The following is a 16549-nucleotide window of genomic DNA, read 5'->3' as shown; positions in this document are numbered from 1 at the left end:
TCAAGTTGTGTCACGTTGTGTCACGCCGAGTCACCACTCGGACGATCACTCTAATGCCGTTGTGGAAGCAGGCCCACCTGAATCAGCGGTGTCCCGCGCTTGCGGGACACGAACACGCCACGTCCCGGCGGCATGGGCCGCCCCCGCACATTGCCGAGGATGTCGCCCTCGCCGGGGTCGCCCGACAGGATCACGCCCTGCGCGCCCAGTTCCTTCAGACGCTGAAGGAACGACTCGTACATCGCCCGGGACGCGCCCGCCGAGCTGCGCGCGACGATGAACTTCACACCCACGTCGCGGGCGAACGGCAGGTGCTCCACGAGCTGCGCCAGCGGGTTGCCGGAGCCGGCCGCGACCAGTTCGTAGTCGTCGACGACTACGAACAGCTGCGGGCCGCTCCACCAGCTGCGGTCGCGCAACTGCTGCGGGGTGATGTCCGGCTTGGGAGCGCGCATCTCCATGAACTGGTTGATGGCGTCCATGTGGACCTGCATCGCCGACGCCATGGGGGCGTACTCCAGCAGGTGCTCCTCCGACACCGCCTCCAGCATGGTGCGCCGGTAGTCACCGACGACGATCCGGGCCTCGGCGGGGGTGTAGCGCTCCGCGATCTGCTTGGCGATCAGCCGGAGCAGGTTCGTCTTCCCGGACTCGCTGTCGCCGAAGACCAGAAGGAACGGGTCGGTGTCCAGGTCGACGAAGACCGGCTCCAGGTTCGCCTCGTCGATACCGATGGCGATGCCGTGCTGCGGGAACTCGAAGCCCTTGGGCAACTGGTCGGCCGGGAGCTTGCGCGGCAGCAGCCGCACCGTGGGCGCCGGCGGGCCGGGCCAGTTGCCCTTGACCGCCTGCACCAGCTGCGCCGTGGCCTCCGAGAGACTCTCGACGTCCGGGACCGAGTCGATCCGCGGCAGCGCGGTCATGAAGTGGAGCTTCTGCGGCACCTGCCCCCGGCCGGGCACCCCCGTCGGCACGTTCAGCGCGACCTTGCGGTCGAACTCGGAGTCCATGGCGTCGCCCAGCCGCAGTTCCAGGCGGCCGAGGACCTGGTCCTTCAGAGCGGCGCGCACCTCCATGTAGCGCGAGGCGGAGAGCACCACGTGGACGCCGTAGCCCAGCCCGCGCCCGGCGATGTCGTGGACGACCCCCTCCAGGCCCTCGTAGTCGTTGCGGAAGTTGCCCCATCCGTCGACGACCAGGAAGACGTCGCCCCACTGCTCGCCGGGAAGCTCTCCCGCCGCGCGGCGCCGGCGGTAGGTGGCGACGGAGTCGATGCCGTGCGTCCGGAAGAACTGCTCGCGGCGGTTGAGAATGCCGGCCACCTCCGCGACCGTACGACGCACCCGCTCGGGATCCAGACGGGAGGCCACGCCGCCCACGTGGGGCAGGTCGTTCATCGAGGCGAGTCCTCCACCACCGAAGTCCAGGCAGTAGAACTGCACTTCGTACGGCGTGTGGGTGAGCGCGAACGACGCGATCAGCGTACGCAGCAGAGTCGACTTGCCCGACTGGGGGCCGCCCACCACCAGCATGTGCCCGGCGGCCGCCGAGAAGTCCTGGTACAGAACCTCCCGCTTCTGCTCGAAAGGCTTGTCGATCAGGCCGAGCGCCACCGTCAGCCCGCCCAGCCGCGTGTACTCCCGCGCGTGGACGCCGCGTTCGGGCGTGACCGCGAGCGCGGGCAGCAACTGGTCCATGGTGGGGGCCTCGTCCAGGGGCGGAAGCCATACCTGGTGCGCTGACACCCCCTGCCCCTCCAGACGCTGCACGACGACGTCCAGGACGGTGTCGGCCAGGGCGTCGTCCTCCTGCCGCCCCGGGGCGGCAGGCTCGTCCCCCTCCGGACCGGGCACGGCGTACGTGACCGGCACGGGCACAGCGGTGAACAGGGCCGGCCTGCGCTCGACGGGCGCCAGGCTCGCGGTGGTCTCCGGGCCGCCCCTGCGGTAGGGGCCGGACACGTAGGCGGCCTTGAACCGGACCATCTCTTCCGTGCCGAACTTCAGGTAGCCCGAACCGGGCACGGACGGCAGGTGGTACGCGTCCGGCACCCCCAGCGCCGCACGCGACTCGGCCGCCGAGAAGGTGCGGAGACCGACCCGGTACGACAGGTAGGTGTCGAGACCGCGCAGACGCCCCTCCTCCAGGCGCTGCGAGGCGAGCAGCAGGTGCACACCCAGGGAGCGGCCGATCCGGCCGATCTGGATGAACATGTCGATGAAGTCGGGCTTGGCGGTGAGCAGTTCGCTGAACTCGTCGATCACGAGGACGAGGGAGGCCAACGGCTCCAGCGGGGCGCCAGCGGCACGGGCCTTCTCGTAGTCGTGGAGGTTGGCGTAGTTGCCGGCCGAGCGCAGCAGCTCCTGGCGGCGCTGCAACTCACCGCGGATCGCGTCGCCCATGCGGTCGACCAGGGTCAGGTCGTCGGCGAGGTTGGTGATCACCGCGGCGACGTGCGGCATCTGCGACATGCCGGCGAAGGTCGCACCGCCCTTGAAGTCCGCCAGCACGAAGTTGAGCGTCTCGGAGGAGTGGGTGACGGCCAGGCCCAGCACCAGGGTGCGCAGCAGCTCGGACTTGCCGGAACCGGTCGCGCCCACGCACAGTCCGTGCGGGCCCATACCGTCCTGCGCGGCCTCCTTGAGGTCCAGCATCACGGGCCTGCCGTCCTCGCCGACGCCGATCGGCACGCGCAGCCGCTCCGGTGTGGACCGGGGGCGCCAGGTGCGCCGTACGTCCACCGAGGCGGCGTCGCCCAGCCCGAGCAGCTCGGTGAAGTCCAGGTTGGCCAGGAGCGGTTCGTCGTCGTCACCGCCGCCCGTGTGCAGGGGCGCGAGCTGCCGGGCCAGCGCCTCGGCGGCGGGCAGGGGCATCACGTCGGGCGCCCCCTCGTAGGCGACACCGCCGCCCGAGTCCAGCCAGAGCCGATCCGGACGTACGACCACCGACAGGTCCCCCCTCGGCTGGTCGAGTTCACCGGCGACCACCTCGACGACGGTGACGCCCTGCAGGCCCTCCGCGGCGGCGAAGGCCGAGGTCGGCGGCACCATGCCGCCGTCCAGCACCACGAGGATGTGGGGCTGGTCGAGGAGCGGCCGGCCGTCACGGCTGAAACGCGGACGTCCGTCGAGGTGGGCGGCGAGCAGCGGTTCCAGCTCGCCCAGGTCGTCCCCGAACAGACGCCGGCTGCCGGCACCGTCCAGCTGACCCGCCACCTGGCAGTGCGGCAGCCACTTCGTCCAGTCCCAGCGGCTCACCGCTCCGGGCGCGGTGACGACCGCGACGACCAGGTCGTCGGGGGAGTGCAGGGTCGTCGCCTGGGCCACCAGCGCACGGGCCGTGGACCGGGCCTGCTCCGGATCACCGGACACCGTCACGTGGTAGAAGGCGCGCAGCGACACCGCCACCGGCAGGGCGTCCAACTGGCCGTGCACGGCGAGGAAACGCTGCATGGCGCCCGCGCACAGCGGTTCCAGCTCGTCCACCGGTGCGGTGTCCGGTGCGACGAGAGGGGTCGACAGCTGCTGCGGCCCGAGGCCGAGACGGACCTGACCGAAGTCGCCGTCGCCGACCCGCCTCTCCCACACCCGGCTGCCCTCGGCGACCACGGCCCACAACTGGTCGGGGGCCGGGTGCAGATACAGCTGCGCGTCCCGCTGCCGCAGGGCCGTCCGGCGGATCCGGCGCCGCGTCTGGGCGAGATAGCGGAGGTAGTCACGGCGTACATCGGCCATTTGGCCCTGTGTGCCCCGGCGATAGCGGACGAGCTGCGCGATCACCATCGCCGCCGTCGACATCAGCATGACCACGCCCATGATCCGCATGAAGGGATGAGCGTTGGGCGACGCGAAGTAGAACACCACCGACGAGCCCATTCCGAGCGTCGGCAGCACCTGCATCAGCACACCCTCCTGCTGCCCGCGGGGCAGTTCGGGAGGGGCTTCCAGGCGCAACTCGTCCGAGGGCACGTCGGGCGGCAGCGTACGAGGCGGGCGCTTGATGACGATCTGGCTCACCGAAGCTTCAATCCCCCTATACGGAGCGGCCATTCGCCACCGGCACCCCCGTGGTACCGGCCGTTCTCCGCTGCTCGGGGATCCTACGCGTCGTGACGGACGGTGCCTGTCGGTAGGGTGACCGACGCAGCGCACACATCAGCGAAACAGGGGGTCAGTGAAGGTGAGTTCGACCACGGCAACAGGTTTCTGCCGAGTCACGGTCGTGGCGCCGGACGCCCGTATCGACGTCGCACTGCCGGTGGACCTGCCCGTGGCCGACCTCTATCCGGAGATCCTGCGCCTGGCTGAGCAGACCCAGTCCGCCGGTACGCCGACCGGCTACCACCTGGTGCGCAGGGACGGCCGCGTCATCGACGGCGCACGCACGCTCGCCGAAGAGAGGGTCCTCGACGGGGAAGTGCTGAGCCTGCGCCCCTTCGCCGAGTCGCTCCCGCCGGCCGTCTACGACGACGTGTCCGACGCCGTCGCCTCCGCGGTCGTCCGCGACCGCCACCTCTGGAGTGACGACCTGCTGCGCGTCGCCGGGCTGGTCGGCGGCGCGCTGATGATGCTGATGACCGGCTTCGTCCTCTGGTTCGCCGACCCCCTGCGCCACGACATGCACGGCCTGCCCGGCATCGTCGCGGGCGGTCTCGGCGTGCTGCTCACCGCGTTCGCGGGCGTACGGGTACGGGTGTACGCGGACCGGGCCTCGGCGACCGCGCTCGGCCTGCCGGGCCTGGCGCTGCTGCTGATCGCCGGATCGGGCATCGTCGGCCCGGACGCGGGGCAGGGGCCGGGAAGGCTGCAGTTCCTGCTGGGCTGTGTGACCGTGCTGGTGGCCTCGGTGGTCCTGGTGGCGCTGGCCCCGGGTTCGGACGCCCCGTTCGTGGCGGCCACGTTCCTCGCGGCCGTCGGCTCCCTCGCGACCTTCCTCGCCATCGTCGCGGACGCGACCGCGACCGAGAGCGCCGCCGTGTGCGCCCCCTGCGCGATCGGCCTGGTCGCTTTCCTGCCGGGCATGTCGGCGCGGTTCGCCCGCCTGCCCATCGGCTACGCGGCGCCGCGCTCCGCCGCCCAGGACGACTTCGACCCGGACCTGGCGCACGGTCCCGAGATCGAGCCGCTCGACGCCGAGCGCATCGCGGCCCAGGCCCGGCGAGGTCACGAACTGCTGCTGGGGCTGGTCGGCGGCACCGCCGCGGTCGTGGTCGGCTCCGGGGCCGTACTCGGCTTCTCGGACGACGTTTGGGCCCAGCTCCTGGCCCTGGCGGCCGGTTTGTCCATGCTGATCCGGGCGCGCCTGTTCCGCTACACGTCCCAGGTGACGTGTGTGCTGGTGGCGGGCCTGGCGGCGATCGTCCTGCTCCTGCTCGGCCTCGCGCTGAACCCGCCCGTGGCCGCCCTGACCGAGTACGTCCTGCACGGCGACAGGGGAGCGCTCGACCTGCGGACCATCTGGCTGACCGGGGCGATCGCCGCGGGCGCCGCACTGATCACCGCTGTCGGACTCGTCATCCCGCGCAAGGGCCTGTCCCCGTTCTGGGGCAGACTGCTCGACCTGACCGAGGGAGCCGTCCTGCTGACGCTGGTTCCCCTCTGCCTCGCGGTGCTGGGCGTGCTCGCCGAGGTCCGCTCCATGACCGGCTGAGCGGCTGCCCCCGGAGCGCGGGGAAGGCGGTGCCCCCGGACTGGTACCCTGTGTGACGGCCGTTCGTGTACGCGCCCCCGGAGCCCCGAGCCCTGGAGGTCGCGCCCAGCGGATCCCTGCCTTCCGAGTCGTGGAAGATCCCCCGAGACGTAGACCGGGGGCACTCGGTGGCCAGTCACAGACCAAGAGGAGTACGCGTGTCGCTCGACGCCGCAGTGAAGAAGCAGATCATCACCGAGTTCGGTACCAAGGAGGGCGACACCGGCTCCCCCGAGGTCCAGGTCGCTCTGCTGTCCCGTCGGATCTCCGACCTGACCGAGCACCTCAAGACCCACAAGCACGACCACCACTCCCGTCGTGGTCTGCTCATCCTGGTCGGCCAGCGTCGCCGGCTGCTGCAGTACCTCGCCAAGAAGGACATCCAGCGCTTCCGTGCGCTGGTCGAGCGCCTCGGCATCCGCCGTGGTGCGGCGGGCGCCCGCTAGGACGCCGTGAAGGGAGCGGTTCCCATCGTTCGGGGGCCGCTCCCTTTGCTGTACGTGCGCGCAGTCGCCGCCCCTTTGTAGTGTGGTAACTGAACACAAGACGCACGACGCACCAGCACGACGCGTCGGTACGACGCACGACGAGTACGAACGAGACGAACGAACCAAGGAGAAGCGGACCTCACGCCGCCGCCGGTCCTCGGTAGTGGCCCCCGGGGGCAGAACCCCGGGTGCTTCGATCGAAGACCGGCCCGCATTGCACGGAACGCTTCTCCGGCACCGTCCCCTCCGCCACACGGGCGGGCGGGACAAAAGACGACAAGTATCGGAGAAATCACTAGTGGAGAACGAGACCCACTACGCCGAAGCCGTGATCGACAACGGCGCTTTCGGCACCCGCACCATCCGCTTCGAGACGGGCCGTCTGGCCCGTCAGGCCGCCGGTTCCGCCGTGGCGTACCTGGACGACGACACCATGGTGCTGTCGGCCACCAGCGCCTCGAAGAACCCGAAGGACCAGCTCGACTTCTTCCCGCTCACGGTGGACGTCGAGGAGCGGATGTACGCCGCCGGCAAGATCCCCGGCAGCTTCTTCCGCCGTGAGGGCCGGCCCTCCGAGGACGCGATCCTCACCTGCCGCCTGATCGACCGCCCCCTGCGCCCGTCCTTCAAGAAGGGCCTGCGCAACGAGATCCAGGTCGTCGCGACGATCATGGCCCTCAACCCCGACCACCTGTACGACGTCGTGGCGATCAACGCCGCCTCCGCGTCCACGCAGCTGGCCGGCCTGCCCTTCTCCGGCCCGATCGGCGGCGTCCGCGTCGCGCTGATCCGCGGCCAGTGGGTGGCCTTCCCGACACACACCGAGCTCGAGGACGCCGTCTTCGACATGGTCGTCGCGGGCCGCGTCCTGGAGGACGGCGACGTCGCGATCATGATGGTCGAGGCCGAGGCCACCGACAAGACCGTCAAGCTGGTCGAGGGCGGCGCCGAGGCCCCCACCGAGGAGGTCGTCGCCGCCGGTCTCGAGGCCGCGAAGCCCTTCATCAAGGTGCTCTGCCGCGCCCAGGCCGACCTCGCCGCCAAGGCCGCCAAGCCGACCGGCGAGTTCCCGATCTTCCTGGACTACCAGGACGACGTCCTGGAGGCGCTCAGCGCCGCCGTCCGCCCCGAGCTCGGCCAGGCGCTCACCATCGCCGGCAAGCAGGAGCGCGAGGCCGAGCTGGACCGCGTCAAGGGCATCGCCGCCGAGAAGCTCCTGCCGGAGTTCGAGGGCCGCGAGAAGGAGATCTCCGCCGCGTACCGCGCGCTGACCAAGTCCCTGGTCCGCGAGCGCGTCATCAAGGAGAAGAAGCGCATCGACGGCCGCGGTGTCACCGACATCCGCACCCTGGCCGCCGAGGTCGAGGCCATCCCGCGCGTGCACGGCTCCGCCCTGTTCGAGCGCGGTGAGACCCAGATCCTGGGCGTCACCACCCTCAACATGCTCCGCATGGAGCAGCAGCTGGACACCCTCTCCCCGGTGACCCGCAAGCGCTACATGCACAACTACAACTTCCCGCCGTACTCCGTCGGCGAGACCGGCCGCGTCGGCTCCCCGAAGCGCCGCGAGATCGGCCACGGCGCCCTCGCCGAGCGCGCCATCGTGCCGGTGCTGCCGACGCGCGAGGAGTTCCCCTACGCGATCCGCCAGGTGTCCGAGGCCCTCGGCTCCAACGGCTCGACGTCCATGGGCTCGGTCTGCGCCTCCACCATGTCGCTGCTGAACGCCGGTGTGCCGCTCAAGGCCCCCGTCGCCGGTATCGCCATGGGCCTGATCTCCCAGGAGAGCAACGGCGAGACGCACTACGTCGCCCTCACCGACATCCTCGGTGCGGAGGACGCCTTCGGCGACATGGACTTCAAGGTCGCCGGCACCAAGGAGTTCGTGACCGCCCTCCAGCTCGACACCAAGCTGGACGGCATCCCCGCCTCCGTCCTGGCCGCCGCCCTCAAGCAGGCCCGTGACGCCCGCCTCCACATCCTCGACGTGATGATGGAAGCGATCGACACGCCGGACGAGATGTCCCCGAACGCGCCGCGGATCATCACCGTGAAGATCCCCGTCGACAAGATCGGTGAGGTCATCGGCCCCAAGGGCAAGATGATCAACCAGATCCAGGAGGACACGGGCGCCGACATCACGATCGAGGACGACGGCACCATCTACATCGGTGCCGCCGACGGCCCGGCCGCCGAGGCCGCCCGCGCCACGATCAACGGCATCGCCAACCCGACCATGCCCGAGGTCGGCGAGCGCTACCTGGGCACGGTCGTCAAGACGACCACCTTCGGTGCGTTCGTCTCCCTGCTGCCCGGCAAGGACGGTCTGCTGCACATCTCGCAGATCCGCAAGCTCGCCGGCGGCAAGCGCGTGGAGAACGTCGAGGACGTCCTCGGCGTGGGCCAGAAGGTCCAGGTCGAGATCGCCGAGATCGACTCCCGCGGCAAGCTCTCCCTGATCCCCGTGATCGAGGGCGAAGAGGGCGACGACAAGAAGGACGACGCCGACAAGTGACGTCCCGTAGCGCCACGGCGACGGCCCGCACCTCCTCGGAGGCGCGGGCCGTCGCCCGTACCCAAACCCTCATCAAGGGCGAGAACGGCATCGGCACGGTCCGCAAGACCACCCTCCCCGGCGGCCTGCGCATCGTCACCGAGACGCTCCCCTCGGTCCGCTCGGCGACCTTCGGCATCTGGGCCCACGTCGGCTCCCGCGACGAGACCCCGGCCCTGAACGGCGCCACCCACTACCTGGAGCACCTGCTCTTCAAGGGCACCCGCAAGCGCAGCGCCCTGGACATCTCCTCCGCCATCGACGCGGTCGGCGGCGAGATGAACGCCTTCACGGCGAAGGAGTACACGTGCTACTACGCGCGCGTGCTCGACACCGACCTGCCGCTCGCCATCGACGTCGTCTGCGACATGCTGACCGGCTCGCTGATCCGGGAGGAGGACGTCGACGTCGAACGCGGCGCCATCCTCGAGGAGATCGCGATGACCGAGGACGACCCCGGCGACTGCGTGCACGACCTGTTCGCGCACACCATGTTCGGCGACAACGCCCTCGGCCGTCCCGTCCTCGGCACCGTCGACACGGTCAACGCCCTCACCGCGGACCGCATCCGCCGGTTCTACAAGAAGCACTACGACCCCACGCACCTAGTGGTGGCCGCGGCCGGCAACGTCGACCACGACAAGGTCGTACGGCAGGTCCGCGCCGCCTTCGAGAAGGCCGGCGCCCTGGGGGACCCGGTGGCCCAGCCGCTCGCCCCGCGCGACGGCAGGCGCACCGTCCGGGCCGCCGGACGCGTGGAGCTCGTCGGCCGCAAGACCGAGCAGGCCCACGTCATCCTCGGCATGCCGGGCCTGGCCCGCACCGACGAGCGCCGCTGGGCGATGGGCGTGCTCAACACCGCCCTCGGCGGCGGCATGTCCTCGCGCCTGTTCCAGGAGGTCCGGGAGAAGCGGGGCCTTGCGTACAGCGTGTACTCGTACACCTCGGGCTTCGCCGACTGCGGCCTCTTCGGCGTCTACGCGGGCTGCCGGCCCTCCCAGGTGCACGACGTGCTGGCAATCTGCCGCGACGAGCTGAACCACGTCGCCGAGCACGGCCTCACCGACGACGAGATCGGCCGCGCCGTCGGCCAGCTCCAGGGCTCCACGGTCCTCGGCCTGGAGGACACGGGCGCGCTGATGAACCGTATCGGCAAGAGCGAGCTGTGCTGGGGCGAGCAGATGTCCGTCGACGACATGCTGGCCCGGATAGCCTCGGTCACACCGGACGACGTCCGCGCCGTCGCCCGCGACGTCCTGGGCCGCCGGCCGTCCCTGTCGGTCATCGGCCCGCTCAAGGACAAGCAGGCGGCCCGGCTGCACGACGCCGTCGCCTGACCCCCTCCGGTAAGGAAGACAGAAGACATGAGCAAGCTGCGCGTGGCCGTCCTCGGTGCCAAGGGCCGGATCGGTTCCGAGGCGGTACGGGCGGTCGAGGCCGCCGAGGACATGGAGCTGGTCGCCGCCCTCGGCCGGGGCGACGGCCTGGAGTCGCTGGCCGAGTCCGGCGCCCAGGTCGCCGTCGAGCTGACCACCCCCGACTCGGTGATGGACAACCTCGACTACTGCGTACGCCACGGCATCCACGCCGTCGTCGGCACCACCGGCTGGACCGACGAGCGGCTCGCGCGGCTGAACTCATGGCTCGACGCCTCCCCGGAGACCGGCGTGCTCATCGCGCCGAACTTCTCCATCGGCGCCGTGCTGACCATGAAGTTCGCGCAGATCGCCGCCCCGTACTTCGAGTCCGTCGAGGTCGTCGAGCTGCACCACCCGAACAAGGTGGACGCCCCCAGCGGCACCGCCACCCGCACCGCCCAGCTGATCGCTGCGGCCCGGCAGAAGGCAGGCTCCGCACCGGCGCCCGACGCCACTGCCACCGCCCTGGACGGCGCCCGCGGCGCGAACGTCGACGGTGTCCCGGTCCACGCGATCCGGCTGCGCGGCCTGCTCGCCCACCAGGAGGTCCTCCTCGGCGGCGAGGGCGAGACCCTCACCGTCCGGCACGATTCCCTGCACCACAGCAGCTTCATGCCGGGCATCCTGCTGGGTGCCCGCCGGGTGGTGACCACGCCGGGCCTCACCTTCGGCCTGGAACACTTCCTGGACCTGAACTGAGGCCCTCACCCCGATGCGCGCGAAGATCACCTACCTCGTCACGGCCGCCGTCCTGGTCTTCTACTTCGTCCTGGTCGGCAGCCGCGGCGTGCTGCTCATCAAGACCGGCACCCTGCTCACCGTCACCTTCGGCGTCGCGGTGCTGATCCTGCCGGTGATCGGCCTGTGGTTCCTCTGGAAGAACACCGAGTTCGTCCGCAGAGCCAACCAGCTCGCCGCCGAACTCGACGCCGAGGGCGGACTGCCCGTCGACGAGCTGAAGCGCACCCCCAGCGGCCGGGTCGACCGGGAGTCGGCCGACGCCGTCTTCGCCCTGCGCAAGGCCGAGACGGAGGACACTCCCGGCGACTGGCGCACCTGGTTCCGCCTCGCCGTCGCCTACCACGACGCCCGCGACACCCCGCGCGCCCGCAAGGCGATGCAACGGGCGATCGCCCTCCACGACGGCAAGCAGGCCGAGACCGCCTGAGCGGGCCGAAGACGCGAAAGGCCGGGGCCCGGACCGCTCAACTGCGGTCCGGGCCCCGGCCTTTCGCGTGCTCGGAGGCTCAGCCCCGCCGGTACTCGTCGGCCCACGCCTCCACCGCGTCGGCCGCCCGGTTGAAGGCACCGTCGCGCGCGAGGAAGTCGGAGTTGTGCGTGGTCAGCAGCGGGGCCATGGGCTCCGCGGACCGGCCCTTGCGCACGAGCAGCAGCGCCTGCCCCTGCACCGTGCGCGGCATTCCGAGCCAGCGCACCGGCTGCTGCACGGTGCGCACGCTGGCGACCTGCTGCCAGGCCACCGTGCGCGTGGTCAGGAAGCCCACCTGCCGCACCCCGTGCGCGCTCACCCACGCGCCCATGCGCAGCATCCGCAGGGCGCAGAGGATGACGACGACCGCGATGCCGAAGACCACCCCGGCGGAGGAGGGTCCTCCCGTCGCCGCGATGATGACCGCCGCGAACAGGATGAACGAGGCGAGCAGCAGCATCAGCGCCGCCGTCCCCACGCGCCACGGCCCCGGCCGGTAGGGCCGGCGCCACAGTTCGCGGTCGTCGTACGGCAGCGCGACGTCGTCGGCCGTGTCAAAGGCGCGGTCGGCCGTCAGGAAGGGCAGGGGCACGGCTGGTCCTCACTCGTTCCATGGCAAGTGTTGTGCCCGGTGAGGCTACCGACCTGTGTCTCCGGTCACCACCCTCGGGGGCCCGGACGGAGTCGGGCCGGCCGTCCCCGTGGCGCTCCTAGCGTCCCTCGGAGGCCTGGGAGGGCTGCTTGTGCGGGGAGGGCTGGTCGGCCGACAGGGCGGGCATCCCGATCACCAGGGATCCCACGAGACCGGCGACGACGGTGACGCCGAGAAGCCAGCGTCCGGCCAGCTGGCCGAAGGACGCCCGCTCACGCGGCGGGGGTGTGACATTGCTGCGGAACCTGTCGGCTTCGGCGACGAAGGCGAACGGCACGGGTTCACGCCGGCGGATCATAGGGGCTGCGTCTCCCTTCAGGGACTGGAATGAAGTGCTGTTACTCATACAGACGAACGAACGCCCCTCCAGGTGCCCTGTTTCACCGACTTCATTGCGGCACGGCATCGAACGCCCGATTCGGCGCCACTTGGCGGGCCGTAGAGTGGCCTCGCCAAGCGACGAGATGGGCGCCAAGCGACGAGATGGGAAGGCCCTCCACCCGTGACCGACACCCCCGCCGACGATTTCAAGATCGACCTCCGCAGTGACATCACCGTGGAGCTGGTCAAGAACGCCGCGACCGACTCCGACGTGCTGTTCGCGGCCCGTGTCTCGACCGCCGGGGAGCAGTCCCTGGACGAGCTGAAGAAGGACCCGGAGCGCTCCAAGGGCCTCATCAACTACCTCATGCGGGACCGGCACGGCAGCCCGTTCGAGCACAACTCGATGACCTTCTTCGTCAGCGCCCCGATCTTCGTCTTCCGGGAGTTCATGCGGCACCGCGTCGGCTGGTCCTACAACGAGGAGTCGGGCCGCTACCGGGAGCTCCAGCCCGTCTTCTACGTGCCGGGCGCCTCCCGCAAGCTGGTGCAGCAGGGCCGCCCCGGCAAGTACGTCTTCGTCGAGGGCACCCCGGAACAGCACGAGCTGGTCGGCGGCGCGATGGAGGACTCCTACCGCCAGGCCTACGCGACGTACCAGAAGATGCTCGCCGCCGGCGTCGCCCGCGAGGTGGCCCGCGCGGTGCTCCCCGTCGGTCTGTACTCGTCGATGTACGCCACGTGCAACGCCCGCTCGCTGATGCACTTCCTGGGCCTGCGCACCCAGCACGAGCTGGCGAAGGTGCCCTCCTTCCCGCAGCGGGAGATCGAGATGGTCGGCGAGCGGATGGAGGAGGAGTGGGCCCGCCTCATGCCGCTCACCCACGCCGCCTTCAACGCCAACGGCCGCGTGGCGCCGTAAGGCGTGCGACCTGCGACGCGGCCAGACCGGGCACAGATGTACGCATCAACCATGCGAAGTGTCCGGTTTGCGGCGTTTGGAGAAGTTCATCTAGCCTGATCAAAGGGACCCGGCACTGCCTGAACCCCCGAGCAGGCAGTGCCGGGCTCCACTTCCGTTCCGACCTGCCGCCTCCCCCGAGGGCAGACCCCGCCCTGAGCAACGAGTAGCGTGTAACCCATGGCTCCGACCTCCACTCCGCAGACCCCCTTCGGGCGGGTCCTCACCGCCATGGTCACGCCCCTCACGGCGGACGGCGCACTCGACCTCGACGGCGCCCAGCGGCTCGCCACCCACCTGGTGGACGCAGGCAACGACGGCCTGATCGTCAACGGCACCACCGGCGAGTCCCCCACCACCAGCGACGCGGAGAAAGCGGACCTCGTACGAGCCGTCCTGGAGGCCGTCGGCGACCGGGCCCACGTCGTCGCCGGAGTGGGCACGAACAACACCCAGCACAGCATCGAGCTGGCCCGCGCCGCCGAGCGCGTCGGCGCCCACGGCCTGCTGCTGGTCACGCCGTACTACAACAAGCCCCCGCAGGAGGGCCTCTACCAGCACTTCACGGCCATCGCCGACGCCAGCCGGCTCCCGGTCATGCTCTACGACATCCCCGGCCGCAGCGGCGTCCCGATCAACACCGAGACCCTGGTCCGACTCGCCGAGCACCCGCGGATCGTCGCCAACAAGGACGCCAAGGGCGACCTCGGCCGCGCCAGCTGGGCCATCGCACGCTCCGGCCTCGCCTGGTACTCCGGCGACGACATGCTGAACCTGCCGCTGCTCGCCGTCGGTGCGGTCGGCTTCGTCTCCGTCGTCGGCCATGTCGTCACCCCGGAACTGCGCGCCATGGTGGACGCGCACGTCGCCGGTGACGTACAGAAGGCACTGGAGATCCATCAGAAGCTGCTCCCGGTCTTCACCGGCATGTTCCGCACCCAGGGCGTCATGACCACCAAGGCCGCGCTCGCCCTCCAGGGGCTGCCCGCGGGACCGCTGCGCGCCCCCATGGTCGGCCTCACGCCCGAGGAAACCGAGCAGCTCAAGATCGATCTTGCCGCCGGCGGGGTACAGCTCTGACATCAGACTTCGCACCACCGTACGGCCGCACGGACTTCACAACTGAATAGGCGGGCCACCGGTGCCCGCACCCACTACGACAACTGCTTCTGCACGAACGTCACGCGCGCCACGTGCCCACCGGTACGTGGCGCGTGTGGTGAGGAGAGTCTTTTGAGTCATCCGCATCCTGAACTGGGCCGGCCCCCGGTGCTTCCCAAGGGTGGCCTCCGGGTCACGCCGCTGGGCGGCCTCGGCGAAATCGGCCGCAACATGACGGTCTTCGAGTACGGCGGCCGTCTGCTGATCGTCGACTGCGGCGTGCTCTTCCCGGAGGAGGAGCAGCCCGGCATCGACCTGATCCTGCCGGACTTCACGTCCATCCGGGACCGCCTCGACGACATCGAGGGCATCGTCCTCACCCACGGCCACGAGGACCACATCGGCGGCGTCCCCTTCCTCCTCCGGGAGAAGCCGGACATCCCACTGATCGGCTCCAAGCTGACCCTCGCGCTCATCGAGGCCAAGCTCCAGGAGCACCGCATCCGTCCGTACACCCTCGAGGTGGCGGAGGGGCACCGCGAACGCGTCGGCCCCTTCGACTGCGAGTTCGTCGCGGTCAACCACTCCATCCCGGACGCGCTGGCCGTCGCCATCCGCACCCCGGCGGGCATGGTCGTGCACACCGGCGACTTCAAGATGGACCAGCTTCCGCTGGACGGCCGCCTCACGGACCTGCACGCGTTCGCGCGGCTCAGCGAAGAGGGCATCGACCTGCTCCTCGCCGACTCGACCAACGCCGAGGTCCCGGGCTTCGTCCCGCCCGAGCGGGACATCTCGAACGTCCTGCGGCAGGTCTTCGCGAGCGCCCGCAAGCGCATCATCGTGGCGAGCTTCGCCAGCCACGTCCACCGCATCCAGCAGATCCTGGACGCCGCTCACGAGTACGGCCGCCGGGTCGCCTTCGTCGGCCGCTCCATGGTCCGCAACATGGGCATCGCCAGAGACCTCGGCTACCTGAAGGTCCCGCCGGGCCTGGTGGTCGACGTCAAGACGCTGGACGACCTGCCCGACAGCGAAGTGGTCCTGGTCTGCACGGGCTCCCAGGGCGAACCGATGGCCGCCCTGTCCCGCATGGCCAACCGCGACCACCAGATCCGCATCGTCAACGGCGACACGGTGATCCTGGCCTCGTCCCTCATCCCGGGCAACGAGAACGCGGTGTACCGGGTGATCAACGGCCTGACCCGCTGGGGCGCCAACGTCGTCCACAAGGGCAACGCCAAGGTCCACGTCTCGGGCCACGCCTCGGCCGGCGAGCTGCTGTACTTCTACAACATCTGCCGCCCGAAGAACCTGATGCCGGTCCACGGCGAATGGCGCCACCTGCGGGCCAACGCCGAGCTGGGCGCCCTGACCGGCGTTCCGCACGACCGCATCGTCATCGCCGAGGACGGCGTGGTCGTCGACCTCGTCGAGGGCAAGGCGAAGATCACCGGCAAGGTCCAGGCGGGATACGTCTACGTGGACGGCCTCTCGGTCGGCGACGTCGGCGAGCCGGCCCTCAAGGACCGCAAGATCCTCGGTGACGAGGGCATCATCTCGGTCTTCGTGGTCATGGACTCCTCCACCGGCAAGATCACCGGAGGACCCCACGTACAGGCCCGCGGCTCAGGCATCGAGGACTCGGCCTTCTCCGCGGTGCTCCCCAAGATCACCGAGGCACTGGAACGCTCGGCCCAGGACGGGGTCGTCGAGCCGCATCAGCTCCAGCAACTGGTGCGCAGGACCCTCGGCAAGTGGGTGTCCGACACGTACCGGCGGCGGCCGATGATCCTGCCCGTCGTCGTGGAGGTCTGACGGACCGTCGGACCACCGGCAGCGCCAACCAGGAGCGGGGCGCCCCGATTTGCATCGGGGCGCCCCGCTCCAGTACGTTTACATCTCCGCTCGGACGGACACCCGATCACTTCGTGGTTCGGAGCCGCCCCGGAGGGTGGAAATACCGACTCAGAATCTCTGATAAAGTCGGAATCGCTGGAAAGGGAAACGCGAAAGCGTGAACCTGGAAAGCACCGAAGAAATCGGATCGGAAAGATCTGATAGAGTCGGAAACGCAAGACAGCAAGACCGAAGGGAAGCGCCCGGAGGAAAGCCCGAGAGGGTGAGTACAAAGGAAGCGTCCGTTCCTTGAGAAC

General features: G+C 70.1%; 12 protein-coding genes. 9 read left to right on the top strand and 3 right to left on the bottom strand.

What is annotated here, in order from left to right; translation table 11 throughout:
- Window positions 1-50: 50 nt before the first annotated feature.
- Window positions 51-4016 (bottom strand): type VII secretion protein EccCa, encoded by a 3966-nt coding sequence (gene eccCa / locus ACIQFU_RS36255; RefSeq protein WP_402557432.1) that lies wholly within the window; start codon window positions 4014-4016, stop codon window positions 51-53.
- Between the two features lie 163 nt (window positions 4017-4179).
- Here eccCa and eccD point away from each other — a divergent pair, with 163 nt between their 5' ends.
- From eccD to ACIQFU_RS36225, 6 genes are all read left to right on the top strand, one after another.
- Window positions 4180-5649 (top strand): type VII secretion integral membrane protein EccD, encoded by a 1470-nt coding sequence (gene eccD / locus ACIQFU_RS36250; RefSeq protein ID WP_402557430.1) that lies wholly within the window; start codon window positions 4180-4182, stop codon window positions 5647-5649.
- Between the two features lie 197 nt (window positions 5650-5846).
- Window positions 5847-6134 (top strand): 30S ribosomal protein S15, encoded by a 288-nt coding sequence (rpsO, locus tag ACIQFU_RS36245; protein WP_003973291.1) that lies wholly within the window; start codon window positions 5847-5849, stop codon window positions 6132-6134.
- Window positions 6135-6474: 340 nt separating this feature from the next.
- Window positions 6475-8691, top strand: a complete 2217-nt coding sequence (locus tag ACIQFU_RS36240; protein ID WP_402557428.1) for a polyribonucleotide nucleotidyltransferase — start codon at window positions 6475-6477, stop codon at window positions 8689-8691.
- Window positions 8688-10067, top strand: a complete 1380-nt coding sequence (locus ACIQFU_RS36235; protein ID WP_402557426.1) for a M16 family metallopeptidase — start codon at window positions 8688-8690, stop codon at window positions 10065-10067. Before ACIQFU_RS36240 ends, ACIQFU_RS36235 begins: the two co-directional genes overlap by 4 nt.
- A 27-nt stretch (window positions 10068-10094) precedes the next feature.
- On the top strand, window positions 10095-10847 hold the full coding sequence (dapB, locus tag ACIQFU_RS36230; RefSeq protein WP_402557424.1) for a 4-hydroxy-tetrahydrodipicolinate reductase: 753 nt from the start codon (window positions 10095-10097) through the stop codon (window positions 10845-10847).
- Window positions 10848-10860: 13 nt separating this feature from the next.
- On the top strand, window positions 10861-11316 hold the full coding sequence (locus ACIQFU_RS36225) for a hypothetical protein (protein WP_402557423.1): 456 nt from the start codon (window positions 10861-10863) through the stop codon (window positions 11314-11316).
- A gap of 79 nt (window positions 11317-11395) precedes the next feature.
- Here the strand turns inward: ACIQFU_RS36225 and ACIQFU_RS36220 are convergent, their stop codons facing one another.
- A complete protein-coding gene (locus ACIQFU_RS36220) occupies window positions 11396-11950 on the bottom strand; it encodes a hypothetical protein (protein WP_402557421.1) in 555 nt (184 codons plus the stop codon).
- A gap of 118 nt (window positions 11951-12068) precedes the next feature.
- Window positions 12069-12308: a hypothetical protein gene (locus tag ACIQFU_RS36215; protein WP_076976600.1), complete on the bottom strand. Its 240-nt coding sequence runs from the start codon at window positions 12306-12308 to the stop codon at window positions 12069-12071.
- Window positions 12309-12512: 204 nt separating this feature from the next.
- On the opposite strand from ACIQFU_RS36215, the gene thyX reads away from it, so the two are divergent.
- From thyX to ACIQFU_RS36200, 3 genes are all read left to right on the top strand, one after another.
- The gene (gene thyX, locus ACIQFU_RS36210; protein WP_402557420.1) at window positions 12513-13253 is read left to right on the top strand and encodes an FAD-dependent thymidylate synthase; all 741 of its coding nucleotides are present in this window, start codon (window positions 12513-12515) and stop codon (window positions 13251-13253) included.
- 219 nt (window positions 13254-13472) lie between these two features.
- Window positions 13473-14372, top strand: coding sequence for a 4-hydroxy-tetrahydrodipicolinate synthase (dapA, locus tag ACIQFU_RS36205; RefSeq protein ID WP_402557419.1), 900 nt, complete (start codon window positions 13473-13475; stop codon window positions 14370-14372).
- A 153-nt stretch (window positions 14373-14525) separates the two neighbouring features.
- The gene (locus ACIQFU_RS36200) at window positions 14526-16211 is read left to right on the top strand and encodes a ribonuclease J (RefSeq protein ID WP_402557418.1); all 1686 of its coding nucleotides are present in this window, start codon (window positions 14526-14528) and stop codon (window positions 16209-16211) included.
- The last annotated feature ends 338 nt before the right edge of the window (window positions 16212-16549 follow it).

The sequence above is a fragment of the Streptomyces sp. NPDC093065 genome (assembly GCF_044754585.1).
GTDB lineage: Bacteria > Actinomycetota > Actinomycetes > Streptomycetales > Streptomycetaceae > Streptomyces.
Note: the sequence above shows the minus strand (reverse complement) of the source record. Positions and strands in the feature narration are given on the sequence as shown.

Coding starts and splice junctions, on each gene's coding strand:
- ACIQFU_RS36215 (WP_076976600.1), bottom strand. CDS start 12,308: ATGATCCGCCGGCGTGAACCCGTGCCGTTCGCCTTCGTCGCCGAAGCC.
- dapA (WP_402557419.1), top strand. CDS start 13,473: ATGGCTCCGACCTCCACTCCGCAGACCCCCTTCGGGCGGGTCCTCACC.
- dapB (WP_402557424.1), top strand. CDS start 10,095: ATGAGCAAGCTGCGCGTGGCCGTCCTCGGTGCCAAGGGCCGGATCGGT.
- ACIQFU_RS36225 (WP_402557423.1), top strand. CDS start 10,861: ATGCGCGCGAAGATCACCTACCTCGTCACGGCCGCCGTCCTGGTCTTC.